The organism is Streptomyces sp. ATCC 21386 (assembly GCF_018728545.1).
In the GTDB taxonomy this organism is placed as follows: domain Bacteria; phylum Actinomycetota; class Actinomycetes; order Streptomycetales; family Streptomycetaceae; genus Streptomyces.
Genome location: NZ_JAAVVL010000001.1, coordinates 1,330,536 through 1,343,086, shown reverse-complemented (window position 1 = coordinate 1,343,086; position 12,551 = coordinate 1,330,536). Strand labels below are relative to the sequence as shown.

The window sequence follows — 12,551 nt, the reverse complement described above, 5'->3', positions numbered from 1 at the left end:
TTCCCTGGCGGGGCCTTGTCCGACGGGGAGCGCGGGAGGGGGTGGGGGTGCCTGTGCGCCGGCGGGTGCGGGCCGGTGGGGCTTCTCGCGCAGTTCCCCGCGCCCCTGAGAAAGCGGGGCTGCGCCCCGTGCTTTTTCAGGCCCGCAGGGGCCTGGTTTTCCAGGGGCGCTGCGAACTGCGCGAGCGGCCACGGACCACCCGCACCCGCCGGCGCACGCGAACCCCCGAGCTGTGCGGCGGCTTTGTCCGTACCCCCCGCTACGCTCGGCCGCATGGCTTTGAACACGTCCGCCGAATCCCCCCTCCCCGTCGGCGAGGTCTCCCGCCTCATCGGCGGCTGGATCGACCGGCTCGGCGCGGTGTGGGTGGAGGGGCAGATCACCCAGCTGTCGCGGCGCCCGGGCGCCGGCGTCGTGTTCCTCACGCTGCGGGACCCGTCGCACGACATCTCCGTGGGCGTCACCTGCTACCGCCAGGTGTTCGACGCGGTGGCCGACGTCGTGAGCGAGGGCGCCCGGGTCGTCGTCCTGGCCAAGCCGGAGTGGTACGCGCCGCGCGGGCAGCTGTCGTTGCGGGCCACCGAGATAAAGCCGGTCGGGGTCGGCGAACTGCTCGCCCGGCTGGAACAGTTGAAGAAGTCGCTGGCCGGCGAGGGGCTCTTCGCGCCCGAGCGGAAGAAGCCGCTGCCCTTCCTGCCGCAGCTCATCGGCCTCGTGTGCGGCCGCGCCTCGGCCGCCGAGCGGGACGTGCTGGAGAACGCCCGGCACCGCTGGCCGGCCGTCCGCTTCGAGGTGCGCAACGTCCCCGTGCAGGGCGTGCACGCGGTGCCGCAGGTCGTGCAGGCGGTGAAGGAGCTGGACGCGATGGAGGACGTGGACGTCATCGTGGTGGCGCGCGGCGGTGGCAGCGTGGAGGACCTGCTGCCGTTCTCCGACGAGCAGCTCGTACGGGCGGTCGCGGCCTGTCGTACGCCGGTGGTGTCGGCGATCGGGCACGAGCCGGACACCCCGTTGCTGGACTACGTGGCGGACCTGCGCGCGTCCACGCCCACCGACGCGGCCAAGAAGGTCGTGCCGGACGTGGGCGAGGAGTACGAGCGGGTGCGCTGGCTGCGGGACCGGGCGCGGCGGTGCGTGCAGGCGTTCGTGGAACGGGAGGAGCGGGGGCTGGCCCACGCGCTGGCCCGTCCCTCGATGGAGGACCCGCACCGCATGATCGACGAACGCGCCGACCATGTGGCGTCGTTGCTCGACCGGGGGCGCCGCTGCCTCGGGCACCATCTGGACCGCGCCTCCTCGGAGTTGACGCACACGCACGCGCGCGTGGTGGCCCTCTCCCCCGCGGCGACGCTCCGGCGGGGGTACGCGGTGCTGCAGAAGGCGGACGGGCATGTGGTCCGCGCCCCCGGCGAGGTGGGGCCGGAAGAGCCGTTGCGGGCGCGGGTGGCCGAGGGCGAGTTCGCCGTCCGGGTCGACGGAGCGGGGGCCGGACAGGAGACCGGCACTGTCGGAGGGGACGCATAGGGTGGGCCGTATGACCAGCAACGTGAGTGAGGCCGAGGGGACGACCGAGGCCGCCGGGGTCTCGGAGGCCGACCGCGCCCTCGGGTACGAGCAGGCGCGGGACGAGCTGATCGAGGTCGTCCGGCGCCTGGAGGCGGGCGGTACGACGCTGGAGGAGTCCCTCGCCCTCTGGGAGCGGGGCGAGGAGCTGGCCAAGGTCTGCCGACGCTGGCTCGACGGGGCGCGAGCGCGGCTGGACGCGGCGCTGGCGGAGGGCGAGGAGAGCGAAGGGGACGCCGAGTCCGGCTGACCTCGTCCTGACGGTTCTCACGGAAACACCTCTCGCCGGCGGAGCCACTGTCCGACCTGGTGAGTCACCGTTCTCACCTGCGGAGCCACTGTGAAGCGGCTCACCGGGACCCGCTTTGATTGAAAGTTGAATTTCTCTGTCGTACGGTGGGGGCGTACACCTCGCACCGCCCGACGCACGAAGGTTGTCCCATGTCGCTCGTTCTCGACCCCGCCGCCCAGGACCTGCTGTTCCGTGAGGCCCACACCGCCAACACGTTCACCGACGAGCCGGTGAGCGAGGAGCAGGTGCAGGCGATCTACGACCTGGTCAAGTACGGCCCGACGGCCTTCAACCAGACGCCGCTGCGCATCGTCCTGGTCCGCTCCGCCGAGGCTCGCGCGCGTCTCGTGCCGTACATGTCCGAGGGCAACCAGGGCAAGACGGCGACCGCCCCGCTGGTCGCGATCCTCGCCGCGGACAACGAGTTCCACGAGGAACTGCCCACCCTGTTCCCGGCGTTCCCGCAGGCCAAGGACCTCTTCTTCGCCGAGCGCGCGGCCCGTGAGTCCGCGGCCGGGATGAACGCCGCCCTCCAGGCCGCGTACTTCATCATCGGCGTCCGCGCCGCCGGTCTGGCCGCCGGTCCGATGACGGGCTTCGACTTCGCCGGTGTCCAGAAGGAGTTCCTGGACGACGACCACACTCCGCTGATGATCGTCAACATCGGCCGGCCGGGCGAGGGCGCGTCCTACCCGCGCTCCCCGCGCCTGGACTACGACCACGTCGTCACCACGGTCTGAGGCCCACCGCAGCCATGACGAAGGGCCCCGGCGCACGCCGGGGCCCTTCGCACGTCTCGTCCCACCGGGGGCGCGGCCGCTCCGCCCCGAGGGCGTCGCTCCGCGCCGGTCACTCCGTCCTGAGCGCCTCGGCCATCTTCGTCAGTTGGGCGAAGGACGCGGAGCCGGTGACCACCGTGGTGGAGTTCGAGCCCTCCAGGACCAGGGCGTCGTAGCGGTCGCCCTCGTAGCGGGTCCAGGTCTCGTCGCCGATCTCCTGCGTGGTCCCGGTCTTCTTCGCGTCCTGCGTGGCGTCCGCGATGAACCGGGACGGCTTCTCGGCGGACTGCTCGATCCCCACGTACCGCCCGTCGGGGTCGTGGAACCCGAGGTGCCACCGGTCGGACTCGTCGCCCTGGAAGCGGACGGAGGTCGCCTTCCAGGCGGCGGGCAGACCCTCGGGCGCGGCCACCGGATAGGACGCCGCGCGACGTGCCGTCAGCAGTTCGACGCGGTAGTCGACGCGCTTGGGCTCCTGCTCGGTCTCGTCATGCGGGATGAAGAGATAGATGACCCATGCCGCCAGCACGATGAGCCCCAGGGAGAGGACCATGTCGCGAACGGTCTGCTTGCCTTTCATACCTGCCACGCCCTCATCGTCGCAGGTGCCCTGGTCTGCTCATCCGTGGGGTCCCCTGCTCATTCTGTCGAACTGACGATAGAGTCGGGCGGAACCCTCATCCGGCCGTCGTCGTATCAGAAAGGTGCGCTCCGATGACCGAGAACCATCATCTGCCGTCCGAGCTCGAAGTCCCCTCCGAAGCCCCTGACCGCAACCTCGCCCTGGAACTCGTACGGGTGACCGAGGCGGCCGCGATGGCCGCGGGCCGCTGGGTCGGCCGCGGGGACAAGAACGGGGCGGACGGAGCGGCCGTGCGCGCCATGCGGACCCTCGTCTCCACCGTGTCGATGAACGGTGTCGTCGTGATCGGGGAGGGCGAGAAGGACGAGGCTCCGATGCTCTTCAACGGCGAGCGCGTCGGTGACGGCACCGGCCCGGAGTGCGACATCGCCGTGGACCCGATCGACGGCACGACGCTGACGGCCAAGGGCATGACGAACGCGATCGCCGTACTGGCGGCGGCCGACCGGGGCACGATGTTCGACCCCTCGGCCGTCTTCTACATGGACAAGCTGGTCACCGGGCCCGAGGCGGCCGACTTCGTCGACATCGACGCGCCGATCTCGGTGAACATCCGCCGGGTGGCGAAGGCCAAGCGGTCCGCGCCGGACGATGTGACCGTGGTCATCCTGGACCGGCCCCGGCACGAGGGGATCATCAAGGAGATCCGGGAGGCCGGGGCGCGGATCAAGCTGATCTCCGACGGTGACGTCGCCGGCTCGATCCTCGCGCTGCGCGAGGGTACGGGCGTCGACCTGCTGCTCGGGGTGGGCGGTACGCCCGAGGGCATCATCTCGGCCTGCGCGGTGAAGTGCCTCGGCGGCACGATCCAGGGCAAGTTGTGGCCGAAGGACGACGCGGAGCGGCAGCGGGCGATCGACGCGGGGCACGACCTCGACCGGGTGCTGACGACCGACGACCTGGTGTCCGGGGAGAACGTGTTCTTCGTGGCCACGGGGATCACCGACGGTGAGTTGCTGCGCGGGGTGCGGTACCGCTCGGAGACCGCCACCACCGACTCGATCGTGATGCGGTCCAAGTCGGGGACGGTGCGGCGGATCGATTCGACGCACCGGCTGAGCAAGCTGCGGGCCTACAGCTCGATCGACTTCGAGAAGGCCAAGTAGGTCGAGCTCGCCCCTGACGGGGCGCTGCCCCTCCACACGGACAGGGCGCCCTCTTGTGCGGAGAAGGCGCCCTCTACGGTGTCGGCGGGGTCAACCCGCCGCCGCTATCGTCCCGTTCGCCCGCGCGGCCTTCTGCAGTTCGAGGTCGCGGCGGCGCCTGCGGGCCAGCACCACCCGGCGTTCGGCGGCGGTGAGGCCGCCCCAGACGCCGTAGGGCTCGGGTTGCAGGAGTGCGTGTTCCCGGCACTCGACCATGACGGGGCAGCGGGCACAGACCCGCTTGGCGGCTTCCTCGCGGGAGAGCCGGGACGCGGTGGGTTCCTTGGAGGGGGCGAAGAACAGCCCGGCCTCGTCACGCCGGCACACGGCCTCCGTGTGCCACGGGGCTTCCTGGTCCCTGTCTCGCACTGGCACCCGCTGGGGCGGTACAGCAGCGACCTGCAGGGACGAATGCGGCGGATGCAGCACGGTCTACTCCTGACGACGGCTTCGCGAGCGAGAGACGATGCAGCAAGGGATACCCGCTGTGCGCGGGCCTATGCACTGAGTCCCGAACCGCTGGAATTCGCTGTCAACACCGCGTGGTCACCACCGGATCACCACCGGATCGGATCCCTTCGGGGCTGTCCGGGCGTGGTCGAATTCACAAGCGTCAACGATCCATGCGTTTGCGCAAATGGTCGTCGACCTTGCGGGCCACGTGGTCGGTGACCCGGCCGAGGAGGTCCGCGATCACCTTCCCCCGCTTGGGCTTGGCCTCGACGCTCCCGAGGACCGCCAGCCCGTCCACGTAGACGACGGGGGCGTCGGTCTCGCCCGAATCCAGCGCGTCCACCGTGAAGTCACCGAGGATGGCGCCGCCGCTGCCCCGCAGCGAGACGTTCTCCGGGACGCGGATCTCCACGCTGCCGAAGACGGATATCGACTTGATCATCACCTGGCGGTGCTCGAAGAGCGCCTCGCTCAGGTCCAGCTCGACGCTGCCGAATATCGCGTAGGCGTGGATACGGCGGCCGGGCCGCCAGCGGCCCTTGCGCGTGGAGGCGCTGAAGACGGCGACCAGACGGTCGTCGGGGTCGACGGGGATGGCGCCGGGCGTCGGCCGGTTGGGCACGGAGGAGACGGGCGGCACGTACACCGGGCCCGCCTTGCGGGCCTGACCGGCCGGCAGGTCCCGTACGAAGACGTCCAGCTCGCCCACCGTCCTCGCGGCGAGCACGCCCTCGACCCGCTCGGCGTGCTCGTCGGCGGTGAGGCGGCCCTCGGCGAGGGCGTCGCGCAGGAGGTCGGCGATCCGGTCGCGGTCGGCGTCGGAGGCGCGCAGCTCGGCGGCGGACAACGGCGGTTCCTGGGTGGGGCGCTTCTGAAGGTCCACGGCAGCAGCGTACCCACTCGCGATAGATCGCGACCAGGGGTGTGGACAACTCCGGACCGACGAACTGAGCCTTACCTCACAAGCCCGCCCTCCGAGCCAGGTTCTACGCTGGTGGACGCTGCCGATGGAGGCCAGCCGCGCCGTCTTGTCGAGCGCCGAGCGCCGAGTGCCGAGTGAGGAATGGGCGACATGCCTGAGTTCGAGTACACCGATCTGCTCCCCATGGGAGAGGACACCACCCCGTACCGGCTGGTGACCTCCGAGGGTGTCTCCACCTTCGAGGCCGACGGGCGGACGTTCCTCAAGGTGGAGCCGGAGGCGCTGCGCAAGCTGGCCGCCGAGGCGATCCACGACATCCAGCACTATCTGCGTCCGGCGCACCTCGCGCAGCTCCGCCGGATCATCGACGACCCCGAGGCGTCGAGCAACGACAAGTTCGTGGCGCTGGACCTGCTGAAGAACGCGAACATCGCGGCCGCCGGTGTGCTGCCCATGTGCCAGGACACCGGTACGGCGATCGTGATGGGCAAGCGCGGGCAGAACGTGCTCACCGAGGGCGGCGACGAGAGGGCCCTCTCCCAGGGCATCTACGACGCGTACCTGAACCTGAACCTGCGCTACTCGCAGATGGCTCCGCTCACCATGTGGGAGGAGAAGAACACCGGGTCGAACCTGCCGGCGCAGATCGAGCTCTACGCGACCGACGGCGGCGCGTACAAGTTCCTCTTCATGGCCAAGGGTGGCGGCTCCGCCAACAAGTCGTTCCTCTACCAGGAGACGAAGGCCGTCCTCAACGAGGCCTCCATGATGAAGTTCCTGGAGGAGAAGATCCGTTCGCTGGGCACGGCCGCCTGTCCGCCCTACCACCTGGCGATCGTCGTGGGCGGTACGTCCGCCGAGTACGCGCTGAAGACCGCGAAGTACGCCTCCGCGCACTACCTGGACGAGATCCCCGCCGAGGGGTCGCCGCTCGGGCACGGCTTCCGGGACAAGGAGCTGGAGGAGAAGGTCTTCGAGCTGACGCAGAAGATCGGTATCGGCGCGCAGTTCGGCGGCAAGTACTTCTGCCACGACGTGCGCGTGGTGCGCCTCCCCCGCCACGGCGCGTCCTGCCCGGTCGCGATCGCGGTGTCGTGTTCCGCGGACCGCCAGGCGGTAGCGAAGATCACCGCCGAGGGCGTCTTCCTCGAGCAGCTGGAGACGGACCCGGCGCGGTTCCTGCCGGAGACGACGGACGAGCACCTCGACGAGGCCGGTGACGTCGTCAAGATCGACCTCAACCAGCCCATGGAGTCGATCCTCGCCGAGCTGACGAAGTACCCGGTCAAGACCCGCCTGTCCCTCTCCGGCCCGCTGGTCGTGGCGCGTGACATCGCGCACGCCAAGATCAAGGAGCGCCTCGACGCGGGCGAGGATATGCCGCAGTACCTGAAGGACCACCCGGTGTACTACGCGGGCCCGGCCAAGACCCCCGAGGGGTACGCGTCGGGGTCGTTCGGTCCGACGACGGCCGGGCGCATGGACTCCTACGTGGAGCAGTTCCAGGCGGCGGGCGGCTCCAAGGTGATGCTGGCGAAGGGCAACCGGTCGCAGCAGGTCACGGACGCGTGCGGGGCGCACGGCGGGTTCTACCTCGGCTCCATCGGCGGTCCCGCCGCGCGCCTCGCGCAGGACTGCATCAAGAAGGTCGAGGTCGTCGAGTACGAGGAGCTCGGCATGGAGGCGGTCTGGAAGATCGAGGTCGAGGACTTCCCGGCGTTCATCGTCGTCGACGACAAGGGCAACGACTTCTTCAAGGACCCGGCACCGGCACCGACGTTCACGTCGATCCCGGTGCGGGGGCCGGGGCTGGCGTAGCGCCTGAGGGGCGGTGGGGGGAGGAGGATTCCCGCACCCGCCGCCCCTACCCGTCCCATCCCAGGGGCTGCACCCCTTCGACCCAGCCGGGGCTCCGCCCCCGACCCCGTGCCGGCCTGAACGGCCTCGTCCTCGAACGCCGGACGGGCTGATCCCGGCCCACCCTCATGGCCTACCGCCGGGAACACCACGGGCGGCCGGGACGCTGTACCCGTCATGAGTGACTACCGCGTCGAACACGACTCCATGGGCGAGGTCCGCGTGCCGGCGGACGCCAAGTGGCGGGCCCAGACCCAGCGGGCCATCGAGAACTTCCCGGTCTCCGGGCAGCACCTCGAGCGCGCCCACATCGAGGCCCTGGCCCGGATCAAGGGCGCGGCCGCGAAGGTCAACGCCGAACTGGGCGTGCTCGACAAGGACATCGCCGAGGCCATCCGGGAGGCGGCCGAGGAGGTCGCGGAGGGCCGCTGGGACGAGCACTTCCCGGTGGACGTGTTCCAGACGGGCTCCGGGACCTCGTCGAACATGAACACCAACGAGGTCGTCGCCACCCTCGCCAGCGAGCGGCTCGGGCGGGACGTCCACCCGAACGACCACGTCAACGCCTCGCAGTCGTCCAACGACGTGTTCCCGTCCTCCATCCACATCGCCGCCACCGCCGCCGTGACGCGTGATCTGATCCCCGCGCTGGAGCATCTCGCCGCCGCCCTCACCCGCAAGTCCGTGGAGTTCGCGGATGTCGTGAAGTCCGGCCGTACCCATCTCATGGACGCCACGCCGGTCACCCTCGGCCAGGAGTTCGGCGGGTACGCGGCCCAGGTGCGGTACGGCGTCGAGCGGCTCACGGCCTCACTCCCCCGGCTCGCCGAACTCCCCCTGGGCGGAACGGCCGTGGGGACCGGCATCAACACTCCGCCCGGGTTCTCCGCCGCCGTCATCGAGGAGGTCGCCCGGGTCACCGGGCTGCCGCTCACCGAGGCGCGGGACCACTTCGAGGCGCAGGGCGCGCGGGACGGGATCGTCGAGACGTCCGGGCAGCTCCGTACGATCGCCGTCTCCCTCACCAAGATCGCCAACGATCTGCGGTGGATGGCGTCGGGCCCGAGGACCGGTCTCGCGGAGATCTCCCTGCCCGACCTCCAGCCCGGTTCCTCGATCATGCCGGGCAAGGTCAACCCGGTGATCCCGGAGGCCGTGCTCATGGTCGCCGCGCAGGTCACGGGCAACGACGTCACGGTCACCACGGCCGGCGCCTCCGGCAACTTCGAGCTCAACGTCATGCTGCCGGTCATCGCCAAGAACGTCCTGGAGTCCGTCCGGCTGCTGGCGAACGTCTCGCGGCTGCTCGCCGACCGGACCGTGGACGGGATCGTCGCGAACCGGGAGCGGGCCCGTGAGTACGCCGAGTCGTCCCCGTCCGTGGTCACCCCGCTCAACAAGTACATCGGGTACGAGGAGGCCGCGAAGGTCGCCAAGAAGGCGCTGGCGGAGCGCAGGACCATCCGGGAGGTCGTCCTGGACGGTGGTTACGTCGAGCGCGGCGACCTGACACTGGAACAGCTCGACGAGGCTCTGGATGTCCTGCGCATGACGCGGCCGTGACCGGACGGCGGATTCCGGCCTTCGTGGGTGTCGCCCGGGTAACCGATTCCCGCCAGGGCGTGAACCGTGACCGGTACCGCAGCGTCATATGCGCATGACACCTAATATCTGCGCATGGGAGACGACGGAGTGGTGAGACGAGTGGAAGCGGGCGGGTCGGCGGCGTTCTGGGAGCCGGGGAGTCAGATCCTGTGGCGATACCGGGAGAACGGCGGCGAACGCTTCCATATCGCGCGTCCCGTCACGGTGGTGCGCGACGACGCGGAGCTACTGGCCGTGTGGATGGCGCCCGGTACCGAGTGTGTACGGCCCGTGCTGGCGGACGGTGCCTCGCTGAACTCGGTACCCCTCGCGTCCCGCTACAAGGAGCCGCGCGGCGTGCGGCTCGGCAGGTGGTCGGGCTCCGGAGTGCTGAAGCTGGCGCGGCCGGGAGAGCCGTGGTCGGTGTGGCTGTTCTGGGAGCAGGGTTGGCGTTTCAAGAACTGGTACGTCAACCTGGAGACGCCGCTGGCCCGTTGGGACGGCGGTGTGGACTCCGAGGACCACTTCCTGGACATCTGCGTGTATCCGGACCGAACGTGGAACTGGCTCGACGAGGACGAGTTCGCGCAGGCCCAGCAGGACGGTCTGATGGACGCTCAGGCGGCCGAGCGGGTGCGGGAGGCGGGACGTTCGGCGGTGGAGGTGATCCACGCGTGGGACGCGCCGTTCTCGGACGGTTGGCAGCACTGGCGCCCGAACCCGGCGTGGGGAGTACCGTCTCTCCCGGACGACTGGGACCGTACGCCCGCGCACTTGTCCTCATGAGACCCTTGATGCGCCCCCGGTCCGCAACCGTAGGATCGTCCTCCGCAATAGTTCACTGGGGCAACTCCCGCAGTTCGGGCAGGGCTTGACCGTACGTCACCGAGGGGCGGCAAGACGTGATCAAGGGGTACGAGGGTTACACCGGGACGAGCCGGAGACGGCCCGCCGGACGGGCAGTGCTGTCGTTCGCCGTGCCCGCCGGTACCGTGTGTGGCACAGGAACTGCCTCTGACCACGCGGGAATTCCGTTCCCAGGACACGTAATCCGGGTATCGGCCTTTCTGCGGGACGAAGTATCGGGTTTGCGGGACGCACTGCGCTCACCACGCGCAGTCCCGGACGGATGGATTCGACACGCGTGACGGAGCACCCCACCTCCCACGAGCGCCCTCAGGGCGGCGCAGGCCCCACGGACCCCCGCGGGGCGCTTCTGCGTACCCAGGAGCCGATGCGCACCGCGCCCGCCACGGCCTTACCCGCTCAGGCACGCATGGGTGACGCGTCGGCCGAGCCGGGCACCGCGGCCCCGTGCACGAAGAGCGGACAGGCCGGACAGGCCCCGGAGCACGCCCAGCCGGCGGTCGGCGAGCACTCGCAGCCCGCGGCGACCGAGCCCGACCCGCACCGCCCGAGGCCCGCGCCGGAGACCATCCCGGCGCAGCCCGGCGGCGAGCCGGACCGGTCGAGCGGCGGCAACGGCGGCGGTCTGGAGCGGCGCGGCGGGCAGGGAGTGCCGCCCGGCGCCCCCATGCCGATGCGGCGCGACGGCGACCGGCTGCGCTTCGTGGGCGCCGCGACCCGGCGGATCGCCCGGGGCATCGACCTGGACGAGATCGTCATGGGTCTGTGCCGGGCCACCGTGCCGACGTTCTCGGACGCGATCCTCGTGTATCTCCGCGAGCCGCTGCCGGTCGGGGACGAGCGGCCCACCGGGCCCATGGTGCTGCGGCTGCGCCGCACCGACCGGATCCCGGAGGAACGGGACACCGAGGGCGGCTTCATGCCCTCCTCGCTCCAGCCCGAGCAGCCCGTGGACCTGGCGGTCGTCACCGCCGAGCAGTGCGAGGTGCGGCCCGGAGGGGCGCTCGCCGAGGTGCTGCGGGGCGTGCGCCCGGTCTTCGCGGACGCGCCCGCCGCGCACGACGCGCTGCCGGAACTGCTCGGCCCGGACGCCGAGCTGACGGTGCCGACGGGGCAGCGGGCGATCCTCGCCCCGCTGCGCGGCCGGCGCCGGGTGATCGGTGCGGCCGTTTTCCTGCGCCGCCCGGAACGGATGGCGTTCGAGCAGGACGACCTGCTGGTCGCCGCCCAGCTCGCCACGCACAGCGCGCTCGGCATCGACAAGGCGGTGCTGTACGGCCGCGAGGCGTACATCGCCGACGAGTTGCAGCGCACGATGCTGCCCGAGGCGCTGCCGAAGTGCACCGGCGTGCGGCTCGCGCACCGGTATCTGCCGGCCGCCGAGACCGCGCGGGTCGGCGGCGACTGGTACGACGCGATTCCCCTGCCGGGAAGCCGGGTCGCGCTGGTCGTGGGCGATGTGATGGGTCATTCGATGACCTCGGCCGCGATCATGGGGCAGCTGCGGACCACCGCGCAGACACTGGCGGGGCTGGACCTTCCGCCGCAGGAGGTGCTGCACCACCTCGACGAGCAGGCCCAGCGGCTCGGCACGGATCGCATGGCGACCTGCCTGTACGCGGTGTACGACCCGGTATCGCACCGGATCACCATCGCCAACGCCGGGCATCCGCCGCCGGTGCTGCTGCATCTCGGCGGGCGCGCCGAGGTGCTGCGGGTGCCGCCGGGCGCACCGATCGGTGTGGGCGGGGTGGACTTCGAGGCCGTCGAGCTGGACGCGCCCGCCGGTGGCACGCTGCTGCTGTACACCGACGGGCTGGTGGAGTCCCGGTTGCGGGACGTGTGGACCGGGATAGAGCAGCTGCGGGAGAAGCTGGCCGCGACCGCTCAGTTGACCGGGCCGGATCATCCTCCGCCGCTGGAAGCGCTGTGCGACGAGGTGCTGGACATGCTCGGCCCGGGGGACCGGGACGACGACATCGCGCTTCTCGCCGCGCGCTTCGATGGGATCGCTCCCAGCGATGTCGCGTACTGGTTCCTGGAACCGGAGGAGATGGCTCCGGGGCGGGCGCGTCGGCTGGCCCGGCATGCCTTGTCCCGCTGGGGCCTTGAGGAGTTGACCGATTCGGTCGAGCTGCTCATCAGTGAGGTCGTGACGAACGCGGTGCGGTATGCGACGCGGCCCGTCACCCTGCGGTTGTTGCGGACCGATGTGCTGCGGTGCGAGGTGACCGACGACGTGCCTCAGCTGCCCCGGCTTCGGCAGGCCCGGGCGACGGACGAGGGGGGCCGTGGGCTCTACCTGGTCAATCGGCTGGCGAAGCGGTGGGGGGCTACTCGGTTGAGTGCGGGGAAGGTCGTGTGGTTCGAGCTCAACCAGGCGTGAGCGCTCTGCTGGGTTGAGCCGTTGAGCCTTTGAGCCTTTGAGAGCTCGGGGGCGACTGTG

Annotated in this window: 11 protein-coding genes; 8 read left to right on the top strand and 3 right to left on the bottom strand. The window is 70.7% G+C overall.

The genetic code is table 11. The features are described from left to right. Positions 1-273: 273 nt before the first annotated feature. The 3 genes from xseA (at position 274) to GWK25_RS05890 (ending at position 2,595) form a co-directional block, all read left to right on the top strand. Positions 274-1,524, top strand: coding sequence for an exodeoxyribonuclease VII large subunit (gene xseA / locus GWK25_RS05900; RefSeq protein WP_215448802.1), 1,251 nt, complete (start codon positions 274-276; stop codon positions 1,522-1,524). 10 nt (positions 1,525-1,534) lie between these two features. Further along, entirely contained in the window at positions 1,535-1,813 is a 279-nt protein-coding gene (locus GWK25_RS05895) for an exodeoxyribonuclease VII small subunit (protein ID WP_215448801.1), read from the top strand. Positions 1,814-2,004: 191 nt separating this feature from the next. Beyond that, positions 2,005-2,595 (top strand): malonic semialdehyde reductase, encoded by a 591-nt coding sequence (locus GWK25_RS05890; RefSeq protein ID WP_215448800.1) that lies wholly within the window; start codon positions 2,005-2,007, stop codon positions 2,593-2,595. Between the two features lie 109 nt (positions 2,596-2,704). Here the strand turns inward: GWK25_RS05890 and GWK25_RS05885 are convergent, their stop codons facing one another. Next, on the bottom strand, positions 2,705-3,214 hold the full coding sequence (locus tag GWK25_RS05885; protein WP_215457226.1) for a DUF4245 domain-containing protein: 510 nt from the start codon (positions 3,212-3,214) through the stop codon (positions 2,705-2,707). A gap of 134 nt (positions 3,215-3,348) precedes the next feature. Between GWK25_RS05885 and glpX the strand changes: the two genes are divergently transcribed. After that, positions 3,349-4,383, top strand: a complete 1,035-nt coding sequence (gene glpX, locus GWK25_RS05880; protein WP_184898984.1) for a class II fructose-bisphosphatase — start codon at positions 3,349-3,351, stop codon at positions 4,381-4,383. A 90-nt stretch (positions 4,384-4,473) separates the two neighbouring features. Here the strand turns inward: glpX and GWK25_RS05875 are convergent, their stop codons facing one another. After that, positions 4,474-4,851 (bottom strand): WhiB family transcriptional regulator, encoded by a 378-nt coding sequence (locus GWK25_RS05875; protein ID WP_215448799.1) that lies wholly within the window; start codon positions 4,849-4,851, stop codon positions 4,474-4,476. Between the two features lie 184 nt (positions 4,852-5,035). After that, a complete protein-coding gene (locus GWK25_RS05870) occupies positions 5,036-5,758 on the bottom strand; it encodes a DUF1707 domain-containing protein (RefSeq protein WP_215448798.1) in 723 nt (240 codons plus the stop codon). 189 nt (positions 5,759-5,947) lie between these two features. Between GWK25_RS05870 and GWK25_RS05865 the strand changes: the two genes are divergently transcribed. The 4 genes from GWK25_RS05865 to GWK25_RS05850 all read left to right on the top strand — a co-directional run bounded on the left by GWK25_RS05865 (position 5,948) and on the right by GWK25_RS05850 (position 12,491). Then, a complete protein-coding gene (locus tag GWK25_RS05865; RefSeq protein ID WP_215448797.1) occupies positions 5,948-7,615 on the top strand; it encodes a fumarate hydratase in 1,668 nt (555 codons plus the stop codon). Between the two features lie 216 nt (positions 7,616-7,831). Beyond that, complete coding sequence (locus tag GWK25_RS05860; RefSeq protein ID WP_215448796.1) at positions 7,832-9,217, top strand: aspartate ammonia-lyase; 1,386 nt, start codon at positions 7,832-7,834, stop codon at positions 9,215-9,217. Positions 9,218-9,331: 114 nt separating this feature from the next. Next, the gene (locus GWK25_RS05855) at positions 9,332-10,024 is read left to right on the top strand and encodes a DUF402 domain-containing protein (protein ID WP_215448795.1); all 693 of its coding nucleotides are present in this window, start codon (positions 9,332-9,334) and stop codon (positions 10,022-10,024) included. A gap of 343 nt (positions 10,025-10,367) precedes the next feature. After that, positions 10,368-12,491: a SpoIIE family protein phosphatase gene (locus GWK25_RS05850; protein ID WP_215448794.1), complete on the top strand. Its 2,124-nt coding sequence runs from the start codon at positions 10,368-10,370 to the stop codon at positions 12,489-12,491. The last annotated feature ends 60 nt before the right edge of the window (positions 12,492-12,551 follow it).